Annotated in this window: 23 protein-coding genes; 3 read left to right on the top strand and 20 right to left on the bottom strand. The window is 40.3% G+C overall.

What is annotated here, in order from left to right; genetic code table 11:
* Positions 1 to 151 precede the first annotated feature (151 nt).
* The 19 genes from murC to pcrA form a co-directional block, all read right to left on the bottom strand.
* Positions 152 to 1,486: a UDP-N-acetylmuramate--L-alanine ligase gene (murC, locus tag FFM63_RS00320; RefSeq protein WP_137608350.1), complete on the bottom strand. Its 1,335-nt coding sequence runs from the start codon at positions 1,484 to 1,486 to the stop codon at positions 152 to 154.
* 96 nt (positions 1,487 to 1,582) lie between these two features.
* Complete coding sequence (locus FFM63_RS00315) at positions 1,583 to 2,032, bottom strand: SprT family protein (protein WP_137608349.1); 450 nt, start codon at positions 2,030 to 2,032, stop codon at positions 1,583 to 1,585.
* Positions 2,025 to 4,205 (bottom strand): Tex family protein, encoded by a 2,181-nt coding sequence (locus FFM63_RS00310; protein ID WP_137608348.1) that lies wholly within the window; start codon positions 4,203 to 4,205, stop codon positions 2,025 to 2,027. The genes FFM63_RS00315 and FFM63_RS00310 overlap by 8 nt, the downstream gene beginning before the upstream one ends.
* Before the next feature lie 91 nt (positions 4,206 to 4,296).
* The gene (locus FFM63_RS00305; RefSeq protein WP_137608347.1) at positions 4,297 to 5,211 is read right to left on the bottom strand and encodes a DMT family transporter; all 915 of its coding nucleotides are present in this window, start codon (positions 5,209 to 5,211) and stop codon (positions 4,297 to 4,299) included.
* Positions 5,212 to 5,398: 187 nt separating this feature from the next.
* Complete coding sequence (locus tag FFM63_RS00300) at positions 5,399 to 6,124, bottom strand: metallophosphoesterase family protein (RefSeq protein ID WP_137608346.1); 726 nt, start codon at positions 6,122 to 6,124, stop codon at positions 5,399 to 5,401.
* Between the two features lie 31 nt (positions 6,125 to 6,155).
* A complete protein-coding gene (locus FFM63_RS00295; RefSeq protein WP_137608595.1) occupies positions 6,156 to 6,527 on the bottom strand; it encodes a VOC family protein in 372 nt (123 codons plus the stop codon).
* 85 nt (positions 6,528 to 6,612) lie between these two features.
* Positions 6,613 to 8,004, bottom strand: a complete 1,392-nt coding sequence (locus FFM63_RS00290; protein WP_137608345.1) for an L-cystine transporter — start codon at positions 8,002 to 8,004, stop codon at positions 6,613 to 6,615.
* A gap of 466 nt (positions 8,005 to 8,470) precedes the next feature.
* The gene (locus tag FFM63_RS00285) at positions 8,471 to 8,854 is read right to left on the bottom strand and encodes a DUF1149 family protein (protein ID WP_137608344.1); all 384 of its coding nucleotides are present in this window, start codon (positions 8,852 to 8,854) and stop codon (positions 8,471 to 8,473) included.
* Between the two features lie 150 nt (positions 8,855 to 9,004).
* Positions 9,005 to 9,628: an HAD-IA family hydrolase gene (locus FFM63_RS00280; protein WP_137608343.1), complete on the bottom strand. Its 624-nt coding sequence runs from the start codon at positions 9,626 to 9,628 to the stop codon at positions 9,005 to 9,007.
* 30 nt (positions 9,629 to 9,658) lie between these two features.
* Positions 9,659 to 10,327: a 2,3-bisphosphoglycerate-dependent phosphoglycerate mutase gene (locus tag FFM63_RS00275; RefSeq protein ID WP_137608342.1), complete on the bottom strand. Its 669-nt coding sequence runs from the start codon at positions 10,325 to 10,327 to the stop codon at positions 9,659 to 9,661.
* 52 nt (positions 10,328 to 10,379) lie between these two features.
* Positions 10,380 to 10,790 carry a hypothetical protein gene (locus tag FFM63_RS00270; protein WP_246033261.1) on the bottom strand — a complete coding sequence of 137 codons (411 nt, stop codon included), beginning with the start codon at positions 10,788 to 10,790 and terminating at the stop codon, positions 10,380 to 10,382.
* A 30-nt stretch (positions 10,791 to 10,820) separates the two neighbouring features.
* Complete coding sequence (locus FFM63_RS09910) at positions 10,821 to 10,949, bottom strand: hypothetical protein (protein ID WP_275578068.1); 129 nt, start codon at positions 10,947 to 10,949, stop codon at positions 10,821 to 10,823.
* A gap of 2 nt (positions 10,950 to 10,951) precedes the next feature.
* Entirely contained in the window at positions 10,952 to 12,316 is a 1,365-nt protein-coding gene (gene rlmD, locus FFM63_RS00265; RefSeq protein WP_137608341.1) for a 23S rRNA (uracil(1939)-C(5))-methyltransferase RlmD, read from the bottom strand.
* Between the two features lie 242 nt (positions 12,317 to 12,558).
* Positions 12,559 to 13,569, bottom strand: coding sequence for a diacylglycerol kinase (locus FFM63_RS00260; RefSeq protein WP_137608340.1), 1,011 nt, complete (start codon positions 13,567 to 13,569; stop codon positions 12,559 to 12,561).
* Positions 13,570 to 13,580: 11 nt separating this feature from the next.
* A complete protein-coding gene (gene gatB, locus FFM63_RS00255) occupies positions 13,581 to 15,011 on the bottom strand; it encodes an Asp-tRNA(Asn)/Glu-tRNA(Gln) amidotransferase subunit GatB (protein WP_137608339.1) in 1,431 nt (476 codons plus the stop codon).
* On the bottom strand, positions 15,011 to 16,480 hold the full coding sequence (gene gatA, locus FFM63_RS00250) for an Asp-tRNA(Asn)/Glu-tRNA(Gln) amidotransferase subunit GatA (RefSeq protein WP_137608338.1): 1,470 nt from the start codon (positions 16,478 to 16,480) through the stop codon (positions 15,011 to 15,013). The genes gatB and gatA overlap by 1 nt, the downstream gene beginning before the upstream one ends.
* On the bottom strand, positions 16,480 to 16,785 hold the full coding sequence (gene gatC, locus FFM63_RS00245; protein ID WP_137608337.1) for an Asp-tRNA(Asn)/Glu-tRNA(Gln) amidotransferase subunit GatC: 306 nt from the start codon (positions 16,783 to 16,785) through the stop codon (positions 16,480 to 16,482). The genes gatA and gatC overlap by 1 nt, the downstream gene beginning before the upstream one ends.
* Positions 16,786 to 16,980: 195 nt before the next feature.
* On the bottom strand, positions 16,981 to 19,008 hold the full coding sequence (gene ligA, locus FFM63_RS00240; RefSeq protein ID WP_371851295.1) for an NAD-dependent DNA ligase LigA: 2,028 nt from the start codon (positions 19,006 to 19,008) through the stop codon (positions 16,981 to 16,983).
* A gap of 74 nt (positions 19,009 to 19,082) precedes the next feature.
* Positions 19,083 to 21,320, bottom strand: coding sequence for a DNA helicase PcrA (gene pcrA, locus FFM63_RS00235; protein ID WP_137608335.1), 2,238 nt, complete (start codon positions 21,318 to 21,320; stop codon positions 19,083 to 19,085).
* Positions 21,321 to 21,473: 153 nt separating this feature from the next.
* Between pcrA and FFM63_RS00230 the strand changes: the two genes are divergently transcribed.
* Positions 21,474 to 23,048 carry a ClC family H(+)/Cl(-) exchange transporter gene (locus tag FFM63_RS00230; RefSeq protein WP_137608334.1) on the top strand — a complete coding sequence of 525 codons (1,575 nt, stop codon included), beginning with the start codon at positions 21,474 to 21,476 and terminating at the stop codon, positions 23,046 to 23,048.
* A 7-nt stretch (positions 23,049 to 23,055) separates the two neighbouring features.
* On the opposite strand, the gene FFM63_RS00225 is transcribed toward FFM63_RS00230, so the two are convergent.
* Complete coding sequence (locus tag FFM63_RS00225; protein WP_137608333.1) at positions 23,056 to 24,516, bottom strand: alpha-amylase; 1,461 nt, start codon at positions 24,514 to 24,516, stop codon at positions 23,056 to 23,058.
* A 157-nt stretch (positions 24,517 to 24,673) separates the two neighbouring features.
* Between FFM63_RS00225 and FFM63_RS00220 the strand changes: the two genes are divergently transcribed.
* Both FFM63_RS00220 and pfkB read left to right on the top strand, forming a co-directional pair.
* Entirely contained in the window at positions 24,674 to 25,426 is a 753-nt protein-coding gene (locus FFM63_RS00220) for a DeoR/GlpR family DNA-binding transcription regulator (RefSeq protein ID WP_137608332.1), read from the top strand.
* Positions 25,423 to 26,337, top strand: a complete 915-nt coding sequence (pfkB, locus tag FFM63_RS00215; RefSeq protein ID WP_137608331.1) for a 1-phosphofructokinase — start codon at positions 25,423 to 25,425, stop codon at positions 26,335 to 26,337. The genes FFM63_RS00220 and pfkB overlap by 4 nt, the downstream gene beginning before the upstream one ends.
* The last annotated feature ends 29 nt before the right edge of the window (positions 26,338 to 26,366 follow it).

Raw genomic sequence — 26,366 nt, 5'->3', positions numbered from 1 at the left:
TACCTCATCATTTTATCAGAAAGCAATGAAAACACAAGTTTGTGTATGCTTTGTGCTAAAGATTTTTAAAGTAAAAATCGTTGTTCTTCACCCGTTTAAACTTTGCTAAAAGAAGGGCTCTGACAAAAATTGTCTGAACCCTCCTTCAAAATTATAATACGTTGCGTGTTGTATTACTCAATAGATCTTCATATGCCCGTTCAAATTTTTGAACATCTCCGGCACCCATAAAGATGACTACTGCATTTTCATGATCCAATAACGGCGACATATTTTCTTCTTTGATGACTTGTCCACCCTTTTGGATCTTCGCGCCTAGATCTTCAATTTTTACATCACCAGCTATTTCGCGGGCAGATGAGAAAATATCGCAAAGATAAACTTTATCGGCACGATCCAACGCTTCAGCAAATTCATCCATCAATGCGATCGTCCGTGTGAACGTATGCGGTTGGAAAACAGCGACCAATTCTTTTTCTGGATATTTTTGACGAGCAGCATCAATAGTCGCTTTGATTTCAGCTGGATGATGAGCATAATCATCGACAATAATCATGTCGGCAACTTTTTTCTCAGTAAACCGGCGTTTCACACCAGAGAAAGTCAACATTTCTTCTTTGACCTTATCCATGTCCAGATTTTCAAAATAAGCAACTGCGATCACTGATAAAGCATTCAAAATATTGTGTTTGCCAAATGAAGGAACGGAAAAGCGGCCGATGAATTTTTCTTTATGATACACATCAAAAGCCGAGCCGTTCGTTGTTCGAACAATATTGCGTGCTTGGATGTCATCATTTTCAGATAGACCATAATAATAAATCGGCACATCTGCTTTTAATTTGCGCAAGTATTCGTCATCCCCGTAAGCGAAGATTCCTTTTTTGACTTGAGAAGCCAATGTTTGAAAGGCTTCAAAAACATCCTCGATGCTCTTGAAATAATCCGGATGATCGAAATCGATATTCGTCATGATCGAGTAGTCTGGAGCATAGGCTAAGAAATGACGTTGGTATTCACATGCTTCAAAAGCAAAGAATGTTGCATCTGGAACACCGTGACCCGTTCCATCACCAATCAAATAACTGGTTGGTGCTAAACCGTTCAACACATGTGCCAACAATCCAGTCGTACTTGTTTTACCATGAGAACCAGTCACTGCGATACTTGTGTAAGGCTGAATAAATTGACCGATAAAATCATGGTAACGCACGATTTCTAGTCCTAATTCTTTCGCTTGCGCGATTTCTTCATGTGTATCAGGAAACGCATTTCCTTGAATGATCGTCATGCCAGCTTTAATGTTGTCTTTATTAAATGGCAAGATCATGATCTTGGCTTTTTCTAAATCACGTTGTGTGAAAAAATATTTCTCGACGTCAGAACCTTGTACATTGTAGCCCTTTTCATGCAGGACCAATGCTAACGAGCTCATACCCGATCCTTTGATTCCAACAAAATGATAAAGTGTATCTTTATTATTCATTTAATCATCTTCCTTATATGTACAAAATTGTTTGCGGTTCACATTATCATATAAAACAGTAAAAATAGCAATCTTTTATTCTTCAGGAGATCGAACTTATGCTTCAATCGTCTTCAAAAATTTCAACTTTCCTTGGCAGCTTCCGCACACATACTTTTTCGTATCAATCTTGCGGCGGCGTTTGACCTCTTTTTGACACTGTTGGCATTGATACACTTGAAAAATCACTGGTGCTAAGAGCGGTGCAAAACGAGAACCGCCAGTCTTTTGCAGCAATTGTTTAAACTCTAGATCTTTATGCTGATAACCCCGGCCAGCTAAATGCAAATGGTAATGGCACAGCTCGTGTTTGATCACTTTGATCAATTCCGCCGTTCCGTATTTTTCAAAAACCAAACGATTAAAGTCAAGATCGTGGCTTTGCAAATGATAGCGTCCGCCAGTCGTTTTCAAACGTTGATTGAACCGAGCATTGTGACAAAACGGTTGTCGAAAAGATTCTTGCGAAACCTTTTCGACTAGCGTTTGTAATTCTTGATCAGTCATTTCTTTCACTTTGGATCATTGTCAAACTGATTCGACCTTTTTTCACATCGATCGCTTCGACCCAAACAGTGACCACATCGCCGACGGAAACAACGTCAGTTGGATGTTTGACATAATTTTTGCTCAATTTGGAAATATGGACTAGTCCATCTTGCTTGACCCCGATATCAACGAATGCACCAAAATCGATCACATTGCGCACCGTTCCTTGCAATTCCATTCCCGCTTGCAGATCTTCCATCGTCAACACATCTTGACGCAGCAAGGGTGCCGGCATTTCATCACGCATATCTCGCCCCGGTTGGACTAATGCTTGTAAAATATCTTTGATCGTTTCTTTGCCGATTTCAAGTTCTTGTTGCAGTTGCGCCATTTGCAGTGCGTTGATCTTTTCAGCGGCTTCAGCTGAGCCTAATGCTTTCAATTCGACTCCGGCTAATTTTAAAATCTCTTTTGCACTAGCGTAACTTTCCGGATGAATCGCCGTTGTATCTAAGATGTTTTTTGCAGCAGGAATCCGTAAAAATCCAATCGCTTGCTCATAAGCTTTTGGTCCTAAGCGCGGGACTTTTTTTAATTGTGGCCGTGAAGTGAATGCACCATTTTCTTCACGATAGTTCACGATATTTTTAGCCGTCGTTTTATTTAAGCCAGAAGCATATTGCAACAGTTGCGGGCTTGCTGTATTGACGTTGACCCCCACTTGGTTTACTGCTGTTTCAACAACAAAGTCTAATCGTTCTGATAAGCGTTTTTGAGCGACATCGTGTTGATATTGTCCGACTCCAACCGCTTTTGGATCAATTTTCACTAATTCAGACAGCGGATCTTGTAGACGCCGGGCAATGCTGACAGCACTACGTTCTTCTACTTGCAGATCAGGAAATTCCGTCCGCGCAATATCACTAGCTGAATAGACAGATGCTCCCGCTTCATTGACGATCACATAAAAAACTTCTTGTTGGACTTGCTTTAATTGCTCAGCAACAAATAATTCTGATTCACGACTTGCTGTCCCATTCCCGATGGCCACCATCTCAACGCCGTATTTTTTTATCAACGTTTGAAAAGCAGGTCCAGCCGCTTGCCGTTTTGCCTGCGAAGCGGGTTTATGAGGATAGATCACTTCGATTGCTAAAACTTTTCCTGTTTCATCAACTACTGAAAGTTTACAGCCCGTCCGATAAGCAGGGTCAAACCCTAAGACGACTTTGCCTTTCAATGGCGGCTGCAGCAATAGATTACGCAAATTTTCACCAAAAATATTGATCGCTTGTTCATCGGCTTCTTCCGTCAGCTCATTACGGATCTCCCGTTCGATCGCGGGTCCAATAAAACGTTTATAGCTGTCTTTGTACGCTTCTCGAACAAATTCAACGGTAATTGCGCGATTATTTTCCACTAATTGATTTTCTAAATACGCGAAGATCTTTGTTTCTTCCGCAACGATCGCGACTTTCAAAATTTCTTCTTTTTCACCCCGATTAGAGGCCAGCACTCGGTGTGAAACCATCTTATTGATTGGTTCAGTGAAATCATAGTACATTTCATAAACGCCTTTTTCATCTTTATTCGCATCTTTAACTTTACTTTGATAAACACCGTTTTTCTTAGTAAAATTACGGATCCAAGTACGATAATCGGGATTGTCACTGATTTGTTCGGCGACGATTTCATGCGCCCCTTGCAAAGCTTCTTCGGCATTTGCTACATTCTCATTGATAAATTCTCCCGCTTTCGCATAAACATCCCCAGTTTGCGGGAAACTCAGCAAATACTGTGCTAAAGGCTCCAAACCATTTTCTTTAGCGATCGTAGCTTTAGTCCGTCGTTTTTGTTTATAAGGCCGGTACAAGTCTTCAACCTTTTGTACTTTGACGGCTTGTTGAATTTTTTTAGCTAGCTCTTCAGTCAATTTTCCTTGTTCATCAATTAGACGCAAGACTTCACTTTTGCGCTTCTCTAGATTTTCTAAATAATTGTAGCGTTCCTCGATCTCGCGAAGTTGTACTTCATCCAGACTGCCAGTCATTTCTTTACGATAACGAGCGATGAAAGGAACCGTATTGCCTTCTGCTAACAAATTCAATGCAACTTTGATCTGTTTTGCACTATAATCAGTCAGTTCCTTGTTCAGTAGTTGAATGATCTCTTGGTTTAAATTTTCTGCCATTTTACTTCCTCATTTCATTCAAAATCCTATTTATTCTACCATACTTCAAGTAAGAATGCTTCTTCAGTAAAATCAAAACGCCTTCACATTATCAGTCGTGAAGGTGTTTGTTAGTCCATATTTTTCTTTGACGCAAAAAATTGGGTAGTTCTGATAATACTAAACCAGCCAGAGTTAACAAAATCCCGAAAAAGGTTTTACCGGTCAGCGGTTCTGCTAAAATTAAGACGGATGCTAACGTCGTTAACATCGGGATCGTATAAATATAAACAGCCGCCCGAACAGCTCCGAGATTTTTCACAGAAAAATTCCACGTAACAAAACATAAAGCCGACGCTCCCACTCCTAAAAAGATGAGATTACCGAAATTTGTGATTTGGGTGAATCGTGAAAAATCGAAAGTATCGATACTAAAGAATAAGACCGGTACCATCCATAATAATCCATAAAAGAAAATCCGTTGTGTCATAGCAATCGTGCCATGACCAAAAGTACTAATCTTTTTGACGATCAAGGAATAAGTCGCCCAACAAATCGTAGCCAATAGTGCTAAGCCATCACCAAGCGGATTCACGTTTAACGTTCCAGAAAGACTGATTAATGAAATGCCAATCATCGAACAAATGAACCCTAAAACAAAGACCCGTGGAATCGTTCCTTGTTTTAAAATGAATCGGCTGATCAATGCCGTCATAAATGGACTGACTGAGCCGATCACGCCCACATTCATCGCTAAAGTAAAGGTCAACGCAACATTTTCTAAATAATAATAAAGAAAGACCCCTAATAGGCCCGCTATTAAATAATACCTCTCTTCACGCCAGCTTTTAAATGGCAACATTTTTCGCGAAACAATCAACAAACTGATAAAGCCAATCAAAAAACGAATGAATAAAATTTCAATCGGCAAAAAATCTTTTAACAGGACTTTGGTCGAAATAAAAGTCAATGCCCAAATAGCGACCGTTAGTCCGGCAGATAAATGTCCTTTGACTGTCTCTGACATCTTTGCGCCTCCTAATAAATTCAAAAATATAAAAGTTATTCTATCATATTTTGTCGCTACGTAGATGTCGTTGCAAGAAAATTCAGAAAAGAGTTTCTGTAATAGAAGGATACTTATTGTGAGACGTTAGAACGCTGTTAACTTTCATTACAAAAAAATGGATGCGACAATTTGTCACATCCACTGCTTAAAAATCGGGTTGCCACGCGTTAGTATTCGGTAATTCATAATCCTGTACGATGCCATTTTCATCAAAGACAACCCCGTGGAGACTGCCACCAAAGACTGCGCCGCCATCGATCCCGATTTTTCCATCAGATTGCCAAAGAGCGGTCGTCTGCATATCGCCATACAGCATTGGCGTGATCGTGTGACCAAATACGATCGTCTTACCTGTCTGATTCTTGCCTTCATGAAACGGTTCGCGAATCCATAAAAAGTCTTGCGGTGAGCTTTCCTGCCAAGGCTTGGTTAAGTCTACACCGGCATGGACGAAGAGATAGTCGTTCCATTCATAATAAAATGGACGCTCAGCTAAGAATTCCAACAGCGATCGATACCGGCTGCGGATCATCATCGCAATTTCAGTGGGAGAATATTCCTCTGTCGCGCCTTTATGCAGCAAGCTTTCGATTGTTTCTTTTCCGCCATTGTACAAATAACTTGGAAACCAATCTTCTGGACTTTCCATAAATTCTAAGAAATATTGTTCATGATTGCCTCGTAAATAAATTGCTTGATATTTTTCGACTAGTTCCATGCCTAATAACCAACAATCTTTACTTTTCGGACCACGATCGTTTAGATCACCGATCAAAATCAGCTGTTGTTTGTCCGGCTGGGATTTTTTCAAAACTGCTTGAAATAACGTATACTCACCGTGAACATCGCCAATCACAAAAACTTGATCCATTTTCACTCGCTCCCTCCAGCCAAAAAACAAACTATTTACCGGATACTACAAAATAATTGCCGTCCGTATCCACAAAATTAAAGACATATTCTTCACCAATTTGAGTTAGATCTCCTAATTGAATACCTGCTTCTTGCATTTTTTTATATAAGTCGATTGTATTATCGCTGCCAAAGATCAAAGCTGGTGCAGGTTCAGTCGCTTCATCATCATTTTTTTCAATAAATGCCCGATCATAAATCACTAAATGCGTCGTACTGTTTTCACTCATTGCCACTTCCGCAACTTGCGACCCATCTAATTCTTCAAAACTAATCTCTACAAAACCGATCGTTTGCCAAAATAAACTGGCTTTTTTTACATCGTTCGCATATAAAATCACTTTTACTTGTTCATTAAACAAATTAGTCACTTTCCTCTCAAATTCCTGTATCTCAAAAAAAGTGTACCAAAAAAGGCTTGGTTGCGCTAGCCAAGCCTTTTAATTATTATGAATTCACTTCAATAGAAGCATTTTGATCACGCAAGATGTCGCGATCCAATTCATGAATGCGTTCGCTGGTCACAACACCGGCAACCATACTGCCGCTAACGTTAACCGCTGTCCGAGCCATATCAATCATTGGTTCAACAGAGATAACCAAACCAACGATTGCGACTGGCAAGTTCATCGCGCCTAGGACGATCAACGAAGCAAAGGTTGCTCCGCCGCCGACACCGGCAACACCAAATGAACTGATCGTTACGATTGCAATCAACATCACGATGAATTTCAAATCAAAAACATCCACGCCAACTGTTGGTGCAACGATTGTTGCAAGCATTGCTGGGTAAACACCCGCACAGCCGTTTTGACCAATCGAGATACCGAAACTACCAGCAAAGTTTGCGGTTGCTTCATCAACACCTAAAGCCTTTGTTTGTGTTTCGATATTCATTGGCAATGTGCCCGCACTTGAACGCGAAGTAAACGCGAAACTCAATGCAGGAAAGGCTTTTTTAAAGAAATTGATTGGACTGACTTTAACACCTAGAAGAATCAATGAATGCATCAATAATACAACGATCAATGCACTGTATGACGCCAAAATGAATTTCCCTAAATTAACAATTGCTTCGAAATCACTTGTTGCTAACACGTTTGTCATCAATGCGAAGACCCCATATGGTGTTAGACGCAAGACTAATGTCACGATTCGCATAACGATTTTATACAAACTGTCGATCAAGTTCGCAAAAAATTCTGCTTCTTTTGGCGCTTTGCGGCGTACTCCTAAAAAGGCGATGCCGACAAAAGCCGCAAAAATTACTACCCCAATCGTACTTGTTGGACGAGTGCCAGCAAAATCAGCGAAGACATTACTTGGGATAAATGATAAAATTTGTTGCGGAATTGAGAAGTTTTGAACCATTGATTGACGGTCTGCCAATTCTTTGATTCTAGCCGTTTCAGCTGCACCCTTAGTAAAGGTCGCCCCATCAAGACCAAAGACCATTACAGCTAAAATACCGATCAAAGCGGCGATTGCTGTTGTAGCCAATAAAGTTACTAAAACATTGGCACTAATTTTACCAAGTTTTTTACTAGATTTCATTTTGGTGAATGCACCAACGATTGAAATAAATACTAAAGGCATTACTAACATTTGTAATAATGAAATATAACCATTACCAACGATCCCGATCCATTCCATCGCTTGCGTAATAATCTTGCTACCATTACCTAAAAGAAGTTGTAAAACACCGCCAAAAATAATTCCGGCTCCTAATCCCGCAAACACACGATTAGAAAATTTTACATGTCTTTTTTGCATTTGGTAGAAAGCTACAAGCAATGCAACGAATACTAAGATCACTAATACAGTGAACAGAGTTGTCATTGTATTCCTCCTTATGTGATGTGCTGAATTAATTTTTCCAAGGAAAAACCAATCCGCTTAGAAAGTCGTCTATCATTCAACATTCTGCTTTTCCGCTCATAAATAATGATTTGATTTTTTAACGTAAAAACTCAAAAAGTTTTGTACGTATACGATTGCTAAAAACAAAAAACGAGCGAACAGCTGTGAAAAATTGAACGGATAGTCTCAAAAACTTTCTATAATGACAAGTCTGTCAAAGGAAGTAAAGGTTCCCGGTGCCCGTTCTTCAACGAACTACCCTAAAATATAGCTGCGCGACGCCTACACTTCAGTGACTTGAACATTATACCCTAGATAAAATAATCTGTCTTATATTTTGCATTGTTACATGAAAAATTTCAAAAATTACATCACAAAAAAATCCTCCAACTCGAAAAAGAGACTAAATCACCGTGTTAGACTCTCTTTAAATTGGAGGAACTAATTATTTAGCATTAGAAGAAAAATTAATTTTTACTCCTGGTTTATCCAAAGCAATTTCAGTAACTTCATAAACCATTCGTTCGATTAGTTTCAAAAGCGGGCGGATCATCTCGTTAGCTTCAGCTTCGGTCAGATCATTTTGTTGTCTGACTTTGCGTCCAACCACATGGACTACTTGGGAGAACACCCCGCCGATAATGAATTCTTCAAAAGGAATAACGCATTCGACTCGTACACCCATAATACTATTTTCAGCCGGATATCCCGGATCAACTGCTTCCAAAGGACTAAAATTAATCAATAATTTCTGTTTCACTACTTGATCTTTCGGTGGAAGACCGTAATTAAAAGACTCGACAACTTCTTGATCACGTTGTAATTCCATTTTGCATCTCCTTGTTTCTTATCTATATTTTGCAATAATCTGATCCCTTCATAAGACATACTTGATGCAAATAAAAAGCGATCTGATTCAGTGCATTTGCTGAAATCATTTACTGTCTGCCTCAACAGTTGCAATGAATCAGCGAGTTACCTAATTATAGCTTTCTGCACAAAAAATTTGTACCATTTCTTTTAAATTATTTATATAATGTGTCGCCTTGATTTTTTGACCAAAATGATCGATATCAAAAAATACTGTCTGGATGCCCGCATTACTGCCAGCCTCAATATCTAATCTGCGATCGCCGATCATCACCGTCTGAGCAGGATCTAGCCGATAGTCAGCAATGAAATAATTGATTGCTGCTGGATCAGGCTTTCGCGGAAAGTTTGAATCACTGCCGATGATTGCTGTGATCAAGCCGTCTAATCCGTCGCGCCTCAATAATTTCCAAGTCGACGCCACCGTACGATGAGTCAAAATAAAGTGCTGTCCGCCTTTTTCACGCAATATCTTTAGTGTCTCTTCCGCTTCAGTAAAAGGAAACGACGCTTTGTTTTGTTGCGCCTCATAGGCGTGATACTTCTGATCGAAAGTTGGTGCCGGTAGCTGCCAGTCGATGATCATTTGGCGAATCGATTCTTCTTTTATTTTTCGATAAACTGTTTCTTCATTTATTTCTAGCTCAAACTCGTTGAAAGTCGTCATCAGCGCCTTCAACATGATTGGATACGAATCATAGATTGTCCCGTCAAAATCCCAAATATAATTCATAACAAACCTTTCTAAGTTAACATAATAATTTTATAAAATTTCTTTTTTGCTGATTTTTAGTTGCGAATCAAATGTGTAGACTACTGGTGTTGCGTTAGGTATATCAATTTGATCAACTTCATCTGTAGGAATCGCTTCAAGGTATTGGACCCAGACACGTAAACTGTTGCCATGTCCACAAACTAAGACCGTCTTTTCATCCAATAAAGCGGGAGCAATTTTATCTTGCCATAAAGGAATCACTCGCTGTGAAGTCATTCGCAGACTTTCTCCTAGAGGAATCAAACTTGAATCTAAATTGTCATAGCGTCGATCAAAATGATTCTCTTCGACTAGCGGCGGTACTTCATCAAAACCTCTGCGCCATTTTTTTACTTGCTCCGCTCCAAATTCTTGCTTGATGATGTCTTTATTTTTTCCAACCAATGCCCCATAATGGCGTTCATTCAGCCGCCACGTTTTGTATTCAGGAACAAACCGTGCATCTGCTTCTTGTAAAATCATTTGTGCCGTTTTAATGGAACGCTTCAATACAGATTCATAGGCAACATCGATTACTAACCCTGCTGCTTTCAATTTTTTTCCGGCATTTTTTGCCTGTTCGATTCCTTTAGCTGTTAGATCGACATCCAACCAGCCTGTCCAATAATTTTCAAAATTTGCTTCACTTTCACCATGACGAACTAAAATTAATTTCATTTACTCTCACCCTCTCTTTTTAAGGATATCAGAAAAAGCCTAGTTTAAAAAACTAGACCTTTTTCACGAATTGCGTATGACAATTTTTACAAGTCACTTTGATTTTCCCGTGACCTTTTGGTGCCCGCATCTTTTGTTTGCATTCAGGGCATTTGAAATAGCGATAGGTCGCCTTGCCTGTGAAGAAATCTTTTACACGAGCGATCCATTGAATAAATTTTTGGTTCTCATTGCTTCGGGGATAGATTTTTTTTGAACAAAAGCGATAAAGAACCACTGCCAAAGCTGCTAACGCAATGACATTTCCAATATAAAAAGGGATCCAACGGTCAAAAATCAGCATGACCGCCCAAACAATTAGCAGCGCTTTATTGATCTGGTCCACTCTACCATAACGCCCGCGCATCAAATACGCATACTTTTGATAGAATTTCGTCAGTCGCTGCATCCAACTATTTCCCAATGAAATCGCCTCTCTTCTGTGATCTCTGCTTTATTTATTAAAAATCTTTGGTCCTTTACGCATGTTTTTACGATCATTTTTTGGCAGATCCATTTGCTTTGAGCGTCCGCCACCTTGTTTCTTTTTGATCAATTCTAACATTTTCTCTTTTTGATTCATTTTTACACCGCCTTTACTAATAAAGTAACGGATTCGACATGATAAGTTTGTGGGAATAAATCTACTGGCTGAACTTTCACAGCGTGATAGCCAAGATCTTCATATCTTCGCAAATCTCTAGCTAATGTCGCTGGGTTGCAAGAGATATAAACAATTTTTTCTGGGTTTGCGGCTGCTGAGACTTCGATAAATTTTTCGTCTAATCCTTTTCTTGGCGGATCAACAAAAATCACTGTTGGTTCGATTCCTTCGCGTGCCCAGCGTGACATGATCTTTTCAGCTTTGCCGACTTCATAATTGGCATTTTTGATTCCATTTGCTGCAGCATTCGCTTTAGCATCTTCAATTGCTTGTGGAATAACTTCTACTCCATAAACATGCTTCACTTTTTCAGCAAAGGACAAACCGATTGTTCCAATCCCGCAATACGCATCAACTACGACATCTTCTTCACTAAGTTCAGCAAACTCAATGGCAGTCTGGTACAACACTTCTGTTTGTTCGGTATTTACTTGATAAAACGATTGTGGTGAAATACGGTAAGTTTTTCCTAGCAAGGTATCATTGATCGTCGTTTTTCCGAAAAGGATTTTTTCTTCACGTCCCATAATCACATTGGTCTTTTCAGGATTGATATTTTGAATGACTGAAACAACTTCCGGCAATTCTTTTTTGATCGTTTCAGCAATTTCCATTCCTTTAAAGAAACGTTCTGTTCTAGTAACTAGGATCACCATCATCTCATGGCTGTAATGACCGCGCCGAATTATGATGTGACGAATAAAACCCGTATTTTCGCGTTCATTGTAGGCTTTCACATTAAATCGTTGCAAGACATCACGAACCGCGATGATTGCTTGATCGATTTTTGGTTCTTGAATGAAATAGTCTTCGATCGGTAACAATACATGGGAATTTTTACGATAAAAGCCCGTCGTTAATTGATCGTTTACTTTTTGGACTGGGATCTGTGCTTTGTTTCGGTAACCAAATGGCTGTTCCATCCCGATTGCAGGTGCTACTGGTAATTCTGGCAATTTCGCAATTGTTTTTAGAACTTTTTCAATTTGTTGTTGTTTGAATCGCAATTGATAATCATACGTCATATGGCTTAAAGGTGCGATCCCGCTTCTTAATAAATCTAAGTCTTTTACTTCTTGACGTTCAGGATTTGCAGTAAAACGTTCGATCACTTTTCCGTAACCAAATTTTTTGCCGACTTTGACTGCTTTGATCGTCATTTCTTCCGCAGGCAACGCATTTTCGATAAACAACGGATAACCATCGATATGAGCAACACCTAATCCTTCATGAGACAAGTCATCGATCGTAACGCTGTATGTTTGATTTTTTTCTACTGAGGTCATTTCATTCTCCTTCAAGGCTGATTCACCTATTCTAATGAATTCTAATCGAAAAAGCAAGATGGCACCAAGTGTTTGACCCTTAAGAGTTTTGTAAGAATGAACTCTCACCGATCAGTTTTACACAATTTTTTTGCTGTTGCTGAAAATATTTTTTTCAAAAGTACTTGGCTTATTTTTAAGTAGTTCGATAAAGTCACCAAGCCACAAAAAACGTTCCTGCCGTACGACAGAAACGTTTAATCTTACTCTTCTGAATCTTCTTCTTGGATCTTTTCGTATTCTTTGACAAGCTCAATCCCTGCTTCACGGGTTTGATCGTCGTCGCCCAAAATCGCATCATCATTGATTTCATCAGTATTTGCATAAAATTCAATGTGCTGATGAAGATTTTCAAAACGCATTGGCGCATCGCCGCCGTATTCACCGTCTAAATTGATCATCATCTTTTTATCGGTGTCAATTAAGCTGGCATCTAAGAAACTAGTTTTGACATATAAAACCTTTGAATCATTGACGTGTTTTCCGCCGTTCAATACTAACGTGATCAAACGAACGATTTCAAACAGATTGGCTGTTTTCACAACAATCAGCGAAAATTTTCCATCATCTAATTTGGCATCCGGCGCAATCGTTTCAAAGCCGCCGATAGAGTTTGTCAACCCTAAGAAAAACATCGAAGCATTGCCTTCGTACTCCCCGCCTTCATAGACTAGCCGCATCTTAGTCGGCTTGATCCGCGGAAGCATCTCGGCTCCTTTAGCTAAATAAGCTAAGTAGCCGAAAATGCTTTTCAATTCAGACGGAACCTCATAAGTCAGCTCAGTCAATGAACCACCAGCTGCGATATTGATGAAATACGTTCCGGCAGCTTTTCCGATATCCATTTTGACCGTTTGTTGTTTTTGAATGACTTCTGCGGCCGCTTTGACATTGCCACGCGGCACTTTTAATGCACGAGCATAATCGTTCGTAGTCCCCGCAGGAATAATTGCCATTTTCGGACGTTTTTTTAAACCAGCAATCCCGTTAACAACTTCATTGATCGTTCCGTCCCCGCCAGCTGCAATCACTAGTTCAAAGCCAGCTTTTGCAGCACGGGTCGCTTCATTCTTTGCTGAATCAGGTTCAGGAGTCGTAGCAAAGGCACTTGCTTCATAACCTGCTTTTTCAATGGCATCTAAGATATCCGCCAAATTATTACGCATGATCTCTTTTCCGGATACTGGATTATAAATCAGTCGTGCTTTTCTCATGATCGAACTCCTTACCGTTTTGCTAATTCCTCTTGAAGCAATTTATTTACCACACCAGGGTTTGCTTTCCCTTTCGTTGCTTTCATAATTTGCCCAACTAAGAAACCAACTGCACGGTCTTTCCCGTTTTTGAAGTCTTCTACGGATTGTTCGTTGTTGTCTAATACTTCATTGATCATTGGCAACAATTGTGCAGGATCAGATAATTGAACAAGCCCTTTAGCTTCAACGACTTCTTTTGCGTCGCCGCCGTTTTCGATCAATTCACGGAAAACTTTCTTCGCGATCTTAGAGCTGATCGTTCCATCAGCAATTAATTTGATCATGCCCGCTAAATTATTTGGTGTTAATTTTGTATCGGCTAGTTCTAGTTTTTCACTGTTTACGTATGCCGAAACTTCACCCATCAACCAGTTAGACGCTTGTTTGGCATCGGCTCCTTCAGCTAACGTTTCTTCAAAGAAGTCAGACATTTCACGGCTCAATGTCAAGACCATTGAATCGTATTCTGGCAAGCCTAAATCATTTACGTAACGTTCACGACGAGCCGCCGGCATTTCAGGTAATGATTCACGGACTTTTTCGACCCATTCACTATCTATTTCAAAGTGGGGAATATCTGGTTCTGGGAAGTAACGGTAGTCACTTGATCCTTCTTTTACCCGCATTAAGATCGTTTTGTTTGTCCCTTCATCATAACGGCGAGTTTCTTGTTGAATCGTTCCGCCAGATAATAAAACTTTTGTTTGACGTTGAACTTCAAAGGTCAATCCTTTTTTAACAAAGCTGATCGAGTTCAAGTTTTTCAATTCCGTTTTAGTCCCGAATTCTTCTTGACCATAAGGACGCAATGAAATATTCGCATCACAGCGCATTGAACCTTCTTCCATCTTCACATCACTGACGCCAGTGAATTGGATGATTGAACGCAATGCTTCCAAATAAGCATTGGCTTCTTCCGGTGAACGCATATCTGCTTCAGAAACGATCTCGATCAATGGTGTCCCTTGACGGTTCAAGTCGACATACGAATAGCCGCCGATCCCGTGCATGTTTTTACCGGCATCTTCTTCTAAATGAACCCGTTCGATCCGAATCTTTTTCTTTTTGCCGTTGACATCGATCTCGATCCAACCATCATGACCGATTGGTTCATCAAATTGTGAGATTTGATAAGCTTTCGGATTGTCAGGATAGAAATAGTTTTTACGGTCAAAATGCATATTTTGTGAGACTTCACAGTTTAAAGCAAGCGCAGCTTTCATTCCGAATTCAATCGCTGCTTTATTCATGACTGGCAAGACACCTGGGTAGCCCCAGTCGATAATGTTTGTATTCGTATTTGCTTCTGCACCAAAGTGAGCGGGCGCAGGTGAAAAGATTTTAGAGTTTGTCTTTAATTCCACATGGACTTCAAGCCCAATAACTGTCTCTAAGTTCATTATTTGTCCCCCCCTAAAATCACAGGTTTTTGTTTATGGAAATCTGTAGCTTGTTCAAAAGCATAAGCTGCTTTATACATTGTTGATTCATCAAAATGTTTCCCAATGATTTGCAAGCCCACAGGCAAGCCTTCTGAGAATCCTGCTGGAACAGACATTCCTGGTAAACCAGCCAAATTCACTGGAATCGTCAAAATATCGTTTAAATACATCGTGATTGGATCATCAACATTTTCGCCAATCCCAAAAGCAACGGTTGGTGAAGTTGGGCCAATAATCAAATCGTAGTCAGCAAAAATCTTATCAAAATCTTGTTTGATCAAAGTCCGGACTTGTCCAGCTTTTTTGAAGTATGCATCATAGTAACCAGCTGAAAGTGAGAATGTACCTAACATGATCCGGCGTTTCACTTCATCGCCAAAACCTTCAGTCCGTGTATTTACATAAACATCTTCCAAGTTTTGAACATCTTCTGAACGGAAGCCGTAGCGAATCCCATCAAAACGTTGCAAGTTTGAACTTGCTTCTGATGAAGCAATGATGTAATACACTTCTACACCATATTTTGAATGAGGCAAGCTGACTTCTTCGACTGTTGCGCCTAGAGCTTTGAATGTTTCTACTGCTTTGACGATCGCTGCTTTGACACCTGGTTCGATTCCTTCTGCCATGTATTCTTTTGGCAAAGCGATCTTCATTCCTTTGATGTCACCAGTTAGACCAGCCGCAAAATCAGGGACAGAAACACCGGCTGAAGTGCCGTCTTTTGGATCGTATCCGCTGATTGCATTCAGTGCTAAAGCATTGTCTTTAACTGTACGAGTAAACGGTCCAATTTGGTCCAATGATGAAGCAAAAGCGATCAAACCAAAACGTGAAACACGTCCGTAAGTAGGTTTTAATCCTACGATCCCGTTAAACGCAGCTGGTTGACGAATACTTCCGCCTGTATCGCTCCCTAAAGAAACCGGAACTTCACCGGCAGCGACTGATGCTGCTGAACCACCTGAAGAACCGCCGGGAACTTTTGTTTGATCCCAAGCATTTTTAGTTTTCTTGAAGTAAGAAGTTTCACTTGAACTACCCATCGCAAATTCGTCCATATTAAGTTTCCCAACTGGAATCAAATCAGCACTATAGACTTTCTCCATAACAGTCGCATCATAGATTGGTTGGAAATTTGACAAGATTTTAGATGCTGCTGTCGTTAAGATCCCTTTAGTCACAATATTATCTTTAATCCCAATCGGAATCCCAGCCATTGCATTTTCTTCAGTAATTCCTTTGGCATCGATTGCTTTCGCTAGATCCATTGCTTTTTCTTCATTTAATGTAATGAACGCATCGATATCTTTTTCTGTTTCTTTGATCCGAGCATACGTTTCACTCGTTAAGTCAGTTGCTGTGATTTCTTTTGAAACAAGCAGACTGTGTAATTCTTCAATTGATTTATCATATAACTTTTCCATTATGCACCAGCCTCTCCGTTGTCAATGATTGCCGGAACTTTGATAAACCCATCTTCGCTTTCCGGTACATTTTCCATTAACTCATCGCGTGACCAGCCTGGTGCAGCGACGTCTTCTCGCATGACATTGATCATTGCTGAAACATTAGAAGTAAAAGGTACACCTTCAGTATCCACTTCACCTAATTGTTCAACCATGTCGATTATTTTCCCTAATTGATCGGTAAATCCAGCCAATTCATCATCTGAGAAAGAAAGTTTCGCAAGTTTTGCCACATGTTTGACTTGTTCTTCATTGATTGCCATAATATCCCTCTTTCTTTTGTCAATTTTCAATTATTTTATCATAACTCTATTAGAATTCATGGTTTTTTCTTGAAATTTCTTGAAAAAATTGTTCAATTCAAACAATTTAAAATAGATAGATTTTAATAGAGCCGACGCTTTTTTATAATACTCGTTCGTTTATGGACTCGTCAACAATCTTCTATCTAAAATTAGCTAATCTAACCGACTTTCTTCGATTGCTTGGATCATTTGTTTTTCATTCCAAACTTCAATACCTAAATTTTGAGCTTTTGTCAGCTTACTGCCAGCTTCTTCACCCGCTACTACGATATCGGTTTTTTTAGAAACACTGCCGGTCACTTTACCGCCGAGTTTTTGGATCTTTTCTTTAGCTTCTTCTCGAGTGTAATCCACTAATTTTCCGGTCAAAACAATCGTTTTATCTTTAAAAGGTGATTCAACTGCTGCCAATTGACTTGCGCGCAGTCCTTTGTAATTCAAATTTACGCCACGTTCAGCCAACTCTTGCATCAACTCATGGACTTCCTCATTTTCAAAATAAGTCACAACACTGTCTGCAATTGTTTCACCAATCGTATTTAGACTGACGATTTCTTCTTTTGTCCCTTGGCTCATCGCCGCCAGACTGCCGAAGTGTTCCGCTAAAATCCCAGCAGCTTTTGCTCCAACATGGCGAATTCCTAAACCAAAGATCAAGCGTTCCACTGAATTTTCTCGGCTTGCATCGATCGCTGTTAAAATATTTTCAGCCGATTTGTCTTTGATTTTATCTAACGTTAACAACTGTTCTTTGTCCAATTTATACAAATCAGCTACATCCGAAACTAGTCCTTTATCAAACATCTGTGCCAAGACTCGCGGTCCCAATCCGTCAATATTCATCGCGTTTCGTGAAACAAAGTGGCTCAACCCTTCCTTGATCTGGGCTGGACATTTTGGATTGATGCAGCGCAATGCAACTTCTTCATCTAAATGGACCAACTCGCTATTACAAATCGGACAATGCGTCGGAATTGGATACGGTTGACTATCTGCCGGACGTTTTTCTAGCACCACTTGTGCGACCTCTGGAATAATATCACCCGCTTTATAAACCAAGACCGTGTCTTTTAAGCGGATATCTTTCTTCTCGATATAATCACTATTGTGCAAACTTGCTCGGCCAACTGTCGTTCCTGCTAAGCGAACCGGTTCCATGATCGCCGTTGGTGTCAAGACTCCCGTTCGTCCGATCGTCCAATCGATATCCAATAAGGTCGTTTGAGCTTCTTCTGGTGGAAATTTATAGGCAGTCGCCCAGCGTGGTGCTTTGACTGTGAAACCTAATTCATCTTGCAAATCAAATTCATTCACTTTAATTACGATACCATCAATTTCATAAGGCAGCTGATCTCTTGTCTCATGGAAATTTTCGATGTATTCCCACACTTCATTGATCGTCTCGCAGACGCGATGCTCAGGATTTGTCCGAAAACCTAAACGCGACATTTCATTCAGTGCGTGATCTTGAGTCGTTGATTCCAATGGTCCAAAATCAGCCAACGTATATAAAAAAGTACTCAAATTACGTTTTGCCGCAATTTTAGTGTCCAATTGCCGCAAGCTTCCAGCCGCTGCGTTTCGAGGATTTGCAAAAACTTCTTTGCCCTCCTCTTCTCGCTGTTGATTTAATTTAATGAATGAAGCTTTGGGCATGTAACATTCGCCGCGAACTTCAATTGTCAGAGGTTCTTTTAAACGTAACGGAATCGACTTGACTGTTTTTAAATTCTCTGTGATATTTTCGCCGACTGTCCCATCTCCGCGGGTTGCTCCTTGGACAAACTGTCCGGCTTCGTATTTCAAAGAGATTGATAGACCATCGATTTTTAATTCGCAACAATACGAAACTGGATACCCGACAGCTTTTTTAACTCGTTCGTCAAAAGCAATCAGTTCTTCCTTGTTGAATACATCGTTTAAACTATACAGCGGAATGTCGTGGACGACTTTTTCAAACCCTGCTAACACTTTGCCGCCAACTCGTTGCGTAGGCGACTCAGGGGTGATCAAATCTGGATATTCTGTTTCGAGCGCGACCAATTCTTGATATTTTTTATCATAAACAAAATCTTCCACCGAAGGCTGATCTTGTACATAATATTCATGCGCATATTGATTGAGTTCTTCGCGGAGTTCGATGGAACGTTTTTCCGCCGCTTGAAATGTTATTGGTTCCAAGAAAATCCCTCCTAATTTATATTAAAGGATACACACAACTTAATTTTGATAACTAACCTTGTAATAAAAGAAAGTTAAATTTTTTCGATTGGAGCAAAAGCCGCCAATAATCGTTTGATCCCTTGTTGCGGAAACGCGATGTCTAACTCGATGTCTTGGGCTTTGCCGCTGACTTTTACTACCGTACCGACACCCCATTTTCGATGTTGGACCTTATCGCCAGGATTCCAGTTTTCTTTATCGCCGCCAGAGGCCGTCTTATCCATCATCGGTTCGCGAGTCGCGTGTTGATATTTAGGTTTCAGCGGATTATTTTTAAATGGACTATTGAAACTAGCTTTTGGCTGCGGCTGCATTCCTACAGCATTCAGCAGACTGTCATCGATTTCAGCAACAAAACGAGAAGGCTGATTGTATTGCGTTTTTCCGTAAAGCGTTCGTGAAAAGGCGTTCGTCAAATACAGACGTTCTTCCGCACGCGTGATGCCCACATAGGCTAAGCGTCGTTCTTCTTCTAACTCCGCTTCTTCCATTAATGATCGCGACAATGGGAAGATTTTTTCTTCCATCCCAATCAAAAAGACGATTGGAAATTCAAGCCCTTTGGCCGCATGTAATGTCATCAAAGTAACTTGTGCACTGTCCTCTTGATAATCATCTAGATCAGACACTAATGCTAAGTCGTTCAAGAAGACTGCTAGTTTTTCTGCTGTATCAGTTTCCTCGTCTTGTACTACATTGCGTTTATCAAATTCTTGCGTAACAGAACGGAATTCTTCTAAGTTTTCCAACCGTGATTCAGCTTCTAACGTCCGCTGATTTTTTAACTCTGCTAAATAACCTGTTCGTTCCAATATTTGATCAACTAAATCCGTTACAGGAAGATAAGCGACCATTTCTTGGAACTGTGTGACCATCGTACCGAATTCTCCAATCATTCGACCGGCTTTACCGGAGATATTGGCTAGATCTACATTTTGAGCCGCTTCAACTAAAGACCAATCATGCATCGTCGCAAAACTTCTTAGTTTTTCAACTGACGCGGCACCAATCCCGCGTTTCGGCGTATTGACCACTCGTTCAAAACTGACACCATCTCGGGGATTATTGATAATATTCAAATAGGCGATAATGTCTTTGATTTCTTTCCGATCGTAGAATTTATGGCCGCCAACCATCGTATAAGGAACATTCGATTTCACTAACGTATCTTCGATCACCCGTGATTGTGCGTTTGTTCGATACAAAACAGCAAAGTCATTATAGCTGCGATTTTGGCTTTGGATTTCTTCCTTTATCTTGCTGACGATGAACTGCGCTTCGTCTCTTTCGCTGTCTGCCCGATAATAAGTAATCTGTTCGCCAGCTTGATTATCCGTCCAAAGATTTTTGTCTCGCCGATTGCTGTTATTTTTGATGACTTGATTTGCCGCGTCCAAAATACTTTTAGTTGAACGATAATTTTGTTCTAATAAAATAACTGATGCATCATGATAATCTTTTTCAAAATCTAAAATATTTTGCATATCAGCGCCGCGCCAGCCGTAAATGCTCTGATCCGCATCACCTACCACACACAAATTGTGGAATCGAGCGGCCAACATATTCACTAGTGTATACTGCGCATGATTGGTATCTTGATATTCATCGACATGCAGATAATGGAATTTATGTTGGTAATAGGTCAAGACCTCTTCATTTTCTTCGAATAATCGAATCGTATTCATGATCAAATCATCAAAATCCATACTTTGATTGTTTCGCAGCGCTTTTTGGTACGCATCATAACAGCGTGCCACGATTTCTTCAAAGAATGACCCTTGCCGCTCTGCGTACGTTTCTGGGGTCAACAGTTCATTTTTAGCGTTACTGATTGCACCTAAAATCGAGCGAGGGTCATATTTTTTAGGATCGATATTCAAGTCTTTTAAGATCCGTTTCATCAAGGTCAACTGATCTGAACCGTCCAAAATTGTAAAATTCCGATCATAACCGATTGCATCGACATCTCGGCGCAAAATCCGGACACACATCGAGTGGAAAGTCGAAACCCAAACATCCTGACCGCCTTGGCCTAGAATACTATTAACACGTTCTTTCATTTCTCGTGCAGCTTTATTCGTAAATGTAATCGCTAAGATATTCCATGGATTCACATTTTTTTCTTCTATTAAATAAGCGATTCGATGAGTCAGTACCCGTGTCTTCCCACTTCCCGCTCCTGCCATAATCAATAGCGGCCCTTCGGTATGAAGTACCGCTTCTTTTTGTTTAGGGTTAAGTCCTGCTAACAACTCCTGTTTGTTTGGCATGCAAAACGTCCTTTCTCTATTCAATCTTTTTTATTATAGCATCTCAGAAAGTTTCGCGACACTAGCAACAATTTAAAAAAACGGATTCATTGATTCGGTCTTGTTTTTATTGGAAATTCGCGCTAAATTGGATAGTGGTTATGGAGGAAAGATATGAAAAACGAACATGAAATCAAACGTTTAGATGGTACAAAAGTCGTTTTTATTTTAAAAGGTGTTTTGATTGGTGCTTTAGCCGGCGTAGTTGTCAGTTTGTTTCGGCTGCTGATTGAAAAAATGATGGAACAGATTGTGACGCTTTATCTCTGGTTTCGAATACATCCGTTGGGACTGATTCCGTGGAGTTTGGTTATGCTGGGCATCGCGTTTATCGTCGGTCTTTTGATAAAATCAGAGCCGAACATCAAAGGTAGCGGCATTCCTCAAGTGGAAGGAACACTGCAAGGAGATATAAAATTGAACTGGTTTTCCGTTCTTTGGAAAAAATTTGTTGGTGGAGTCTTATCTGTCGGTTCCGGTTTGTTTCTTGGTCGTGAAGGTCCATCGATCCAACTAGGTGCCATGGTCGGCCAAGGATTCAGTGAATACACCCATGCCTCAACTTCTGAGAAAAAGATTTTTATTTCCAGCGGTGCGGCTGCTGGATTAGGTGCTGCCTTTAACGCGCCAATCGCTGGCTTATTATTTGTGATAGAAGAAGTCCATCATCATTTCTCACCGTTGATTTGGTTAACTTCACTAACAGCAGCACTGACAGCAAACTTAGTTTCACTTAATTTTTTTGGTTTAAAACCCGTTTTATTTATTGCTAACGTCCCATCATTGCCGCTGAAATATTATGGATTATTAGTTCTGCTAGGCATCATCTTAGGTCTCCTTGGCTATCTCTATCAGGTCGTCCTTTTGTCATTGCCGCAATTGTATAAACGATCGTACTTGCCAGAATATCTTTATGGAATCATTCCTTTTTTATTACTCATTCCAGTCGCTTTCTTATTTCCGCATTATTTAGGCGGTGGAAACCAAATCGTTTTAGCGATCGGTGAAAAGAATTTTTCATTAAGTTTATTGATTCTTTTGTTTTTACTTCGCTTTATTTTTTCAATGATTTCATACGGTGCAAACCTTCCCGGCGGTATTTTTTTGCCGATCCTGACTTTAGGGGCGCTGATTGGTGGCATTTATGGCACTGTTTTACACCTATGGTTTGGGATAGATTCTGTCTTGATCAGTGATTTCGCTATTTTTGCTATGGCTGGCTATTTCACCGCAATCGGTAAAGCGCCTTTAACTGCTATTATTTTAGTCACCGAGATGGTTGGTAACATCACTCATCTAATGCCGCTAGCGGTTTGTTCACTGACTGCATACGTCATCAATGATCTATTAGGAGGAAATCCCATCTATGAATCATTGCTTGAACGTTTGCTGACTGGACATCTGCCTAGTATCACAGGAAATAAGACTGTGATCGAAATTCCGGTCACTGCTGAAAGTACATTAGATGGAACGATGGTCCGCGATTTCAATTGGCCTAAAGAAATGTTATTGATCTCGATTCGCCGCGGCTCAGCTGAGATACTTACCCATGGCGATACAGTCATGAAAATTGGGGACTTGCTGATGATTTTAACCGATGAAGGACACACGCAAAAAATCAAAAAACAAATCCGCAACCGCTCCAATGCCGCGATTGCGAAAAAACAAGACAAAGCAATCCGAGACTGAGTTAAACTCACCCTCGGATTTTTTTTGCTAACTTTTCATTTACATAGACTGATACTTGTCCGTCATTTACGGGGAATACTCCTTGACCATTTGCATCTAAGGTAACTTTTGCTTCGTTGTTTCCTAATAAATCGACAAAGGTCGCGCCTTCATGAATCGCGCTGACAGTCATCGTTTTTTCACCGCCTTGTGCATCGGTCATAATAATTGCCGCCCCTGAGTCCAATTGATCAAATTCTCCCGTTAAGGTCCAGCCGATCACACTGGGATCATCAAAGTAGTCTGTTTGATTTCCAAACTCTAATTCTTCTCGTAATTTAACCAAAGCATTCAAGCCGTTACCGACAGCCTCAACATTTTTAGTACCATAAAGGTCGCCCCAAAAAATCACGGGTATTCCTTCATTTCTCAATAAAATCAAGCTATAAGCTTGCAGTTTGAACCAGCCTTCAATCCAAGATTCCAAACTTTGTCCATGCTGGGTATCATGATTATCGACAAACGTTACTGCCCAGTCTGGTCGTGTCTCAATCAAAGTACCGGTAAAAATCTGCCGCATATCGAATTTTCCCAGCGATGAGGATGCTTGCAGCAAATTAAAGTGCAGCGGTACATCAAAAAGCGTAATCAGATTTCCTGATGATTCTAAATATTCCTGCAGTTTCTCTAGCTCATCGGACCAATACTCCCCGACAACAAATAGTTCTTCCCCCTTTTCTTTTCGACGATTCAACAGCCAATCGACAAATAGATCAAATCGAATATGTTTTACTGCGTCCAAACGATAACCATCCACATCCGTCAGCTCTTGATACCACTTCCCCCACTGATCTAATTGTTCGATCGTTGCTGGATTTTCCATATCCAGATTGCAGCCCATCAAATAATCAAAGTTGCCTTTCTCATCATCGACCTTAGTTTCCCAACCTTTGTTGTTAAAATTAAAAATTGCATGGTCCTTTTCACGAGCATCATAATCAACCCCAGAAAAATTTTCCCAATTCCATTGGTATGAATTGTATTTCCCTTGGCGACCTGAAAATGTAAATTTTGTCCAAGCTTCTATCTCTTCTTCGTCAGAACTCGGTTTAGTCCGATCGTCAAACTGATAGGAAACCGCTGAAACCATTTCCGTTTCATCCGCACCCATGAAGTGATCAAAAACAATATCCGCATAAATCTTTAATCCAGCTTTTTTTAACGCAGCGATACTGTTTAAATAGTCTTCTTTTGTTCCATACTTAGTGCCAATGCTGCCTTTTTGATCAAACTCGCCAAGATCATAAAGATCATACGTTCCGTAACCTGTATCTTCTGCTCCTGCCGCACCTTTATATGCTGGCGGCAGCCAAATCGCACTGATTCCTAAGCCACGTAACTCTTCTGCTTTTTCAGCTAAAGTATTCCAATGAGTGCCGTCAGCAGGAAGATACCATTCAAATCCTTGTAAAATCGTTTGTTTTTTCATCCCCCTCACCTCCATTTCTATCATACAGAAAATAGGAATCCCTTTAAACTAAGACGGACTGAATTTTCTTTTTTAACGTTCGTGAACGTTTATGACCGTTTTCGGTTGTATTGTAAAAAAAATTATGCTACTATTTCAGTTGAAGGAGGGTTTGAAAATGCTTACAGAAGAGCGACACAGAAAAATTATTGAATGGCTAGAACGTGACGGCTTAGTAAAATTACAAAATTTGATTCAATGGTTAGACTCGTCTGAATCGACAATTCGGCGAGATCTGCACGAATTAGAAGAACTTGGTTTGCTAGAACGTATCCACGGCGGTGCCAAACGCCCGCAACATTTAGAACAAGAGCTCGGCATGATCGAAAAATCAGCCAAAAACGTTCAGCAAAAGAAACTAGTCGCTGAATACGCAGCTGATTTCATCACCGATGGCGACGTTATCTATTTAGATGCTGGTTCGACAACTGCTGAAATGATCCCGTTTATGAAAAAGCGAACAGTTACTGTTGTGACAAATTCGGTTGGCCTTGCTGCACGTTTAGTCGAAGCTCAAATTGCCGTGATTGTACTTGGCGGACGAATAAAACTGACGACTGATGCCGTTGTTGGTTCTCAAGCGCTAGAACAATTAAAACAATATCGCTTCAATAAAGCGTTTATGGGAATGAATGGCGTCCAGATAGACAGCGGCTACTCTACTCCCGATCCAGAAGAAGCTATTTTAAAAAGAGCGGCAATCCAACAAGCTGAAGAAGCTTTTGTATTAGTCGATCACAGCAAATTTAATCAAACTAGCTTTGTCAGTGTCGCACCTTTATCAGCAGCTTCAATCCTCACCGACACCTGTCCTTTGATTATCCGTGATCAAATCACAGAACAAACTACCTTGAAGGAGGTTTATGTATGATTTATACAGTGACACTAAACCCATCGATCGATTATATCGTTCACGTCGATCAACTGACAATTGGCGCAGTCAATCGAATGAAAAACGATTTAAAATTGCCTGGCGGTAAAGGAATCAATGTTTCCCGCATTTTAAGACGAATCGATCACGACTCGACCGCTTTAGGATTTATTGGTGGTTTCACCGGAGACTTCATCAATGAATGGCTGGAACGTGAGACGATCAAAACAAACTTTACGACAGTGGCTGACGACACACGAATCAATATCAAATTGAAAGCCCACGAAGAAACTGAGATCAACGGTCAAGGCCCACGTGTTTCTGCTAACGAAATGGCTGAACTAAAAAAAGTTTTAGCAAACCTGACTTCAGCCGATATCGTTGTTTTGTCTGGCAGCAAACCCGCCAGTGTTCCAACTGGATTTTATCAAGAGTTGATTGAGATCATCAAAGCACAAGAGGCAGCTTTTGTCATCGATACTACGGGGTCTGATTTGATGGACGCTTTAGTAAAAGGGCCACTACTAGTCAAACCAAACAATCATGAATTAGCTGAGTTGTATCAGACAACTTTCAATTCTGTTGAGGATATTTATCCTTTCGGTCAACGTCTGCTGGATGAAGGCGCACAGCATGCATTAGTTTCTATGGCAGGTGACGGCGCGTTGCTATTTACTAAAGATGGGATCTATCGTTCGAATGTTTTAAAACGACCAGTTAAAAATTCAGTCGGTGCCGGTGATTCAATGATCGCAGGCTTTGTCGGCAATTTCACTAAGACACAAGATCCTGTCGAAGCATTTAAATGGGGCGTTGCATGCGGCAGTGCCACAACTTTTTCAGATGATTTAGCAACAGCCGACTTTATCCAAGAATTATTACCAGAAGTACAGATCACACAAGTCAAATAGTTTTCGCCTTGCTTTCTGTTAAAAATATG

It is taken from the genome of Enterococcus pingfangensis, assembly GCF_005405205.1.
Taxonomy (GTDB): Bacteria; Bacillota; Bacilli; order Lactobacillales; family Enterococcaceae; genus Enterococcus_A; species Enterococcus_A pingfangensis.
Note: the sequence above shows the minus strand (reverse complement) of the source record. Positions and strands in the feature narration are given on the sequence as shown.

Coding starts and splice junctions, on each gene's coding strand:
- murC (WP_137608350.1), bottom strand. CDS start 1,486: ATGAATAATAAAGATACACTTTATCATTTTGTTGGAATCAAAGGATCG.
- FFM63_RS00315 (WP_137608349.1), bottom strand. CDS start 2,032: ATGACTGATCAAGAATTACAAACGCTAGTCGAAAAGGTTTCGCAAGAA.
- FFM63_RS00310 (WP_137608348.1), bottom strand. CDS start 4,205: ATGGCAGAAAATTTAAACCAAGAGATCATTCAACTACTGAACAAGGAA.
- FFM63_RS00305 (WP_137608347.1), bottom strand. CDS start 5,211: ATGTCAGAGACAGTCAAAGGACATTTATCTGCCGGACTAACGGTCGCT.
- FFM63_RS00300 (WP_137608346.1), bottom strand. CDS start 6,124: ATGGATCAAGTTTTTGTGATTGGCGATGTTCACGGTGAGTATACGTTA.
- FFM63_RS00290 (WP_137608345.1), bottom strand. CDS start 8,004: ATGACAACTCTGTTCACTGTATTAGTGATCTTAGTATTCGTTGCATTG.
- FFM63_RS00285 (WP_137608344.1), bottom strand. CDS start 8,854: ATGGAATTACAACGTGATCAAGAAGTTGTCGAGTCTTTTAATTACGGT.
- FFM63_RS00280 (WP_137608343.1), bottom strand. CDS start 9,628: ATGAATTATATTTGGGATTTTGACGGGACAATCTATGATTCGTATCCA.
- FFM63_RS00275 (WP_137608342.1), bottom strand. CDS start 10,327: ATGAAATTAATTTTAGTTCGTCATGGTGAAAGTGAAGCAAATTTTGAA.
- FFM63_RS09910 (WP_275578068.1), bottom strand. CDS start 10,949: ATGAATCAAAAAGAGAAAATGTTAGAATTGATCAAAAAGAAACAAGGT.
- rlmD (WP_137608341.1), bottom strand. CDS start 12,316: ATGACCTCAGTAGAAAAAAATCAAACATACAGCGTTACGATCGATGAC.
- FFM63_RS00260 (WP_137608340.1), bottom strand. CDS start 13,569: ATGAGAAAAGCACGACTGATTTATAATCCAGTATCCGGAAAAGAGATC.
- gatB (WP_137608339.1), bottom strand. CDS start 15,011: ATGAACTTAGAGACAGTTATTGGGCTTGAAGTCCATGTGGAATTAAAG.
- gatA (WP_137608338.1), bottom strand. CDS start 16,480: ATGGAAAAGTTATATGATAAATCAATTGAAGAATTACACAGTCTGCTT.
- gatC (WP_137608337.1), bottom strand. CDS start 16,785: ATGGCAATCAATGAAGAACAAGTCAAACATGTGGCAAAACTTGCGAAA.
- pcrA (WP_137608335.1), bottom strand. CDS start 21,320: ATGCCAAACAAACAGGAGTTGTTAGCAGGACTTAACCCTAAACAAAAA.
- FFM63_RS00230 (WP_137608334.1), top strand. CDS start 21,474: ATGAAAAACGAACATGAAATCAAACGTTTAGATGGTACAAAAGTCGTT.
- FFM63_RS00225 (WP_137608333.1), bottom strand. CDS start 24,516: ATGAAAAAACAAACGATTTTACAAGGATTTGAATGGTATCTTCCTGCT.
- FFM63_RS00220 (WP_137608332.1), top strand. CDS start 24,674: ATGCTTACAGAAGAGCGACACAGAAAAATTATTGAATGGCTAGAACGT.
- pfkB (WP_137608331.1), top strand. CDS start 25,423: ATGATTTATACAGTGACACTAAACCCATCGATCGATTATATCGTTCAC.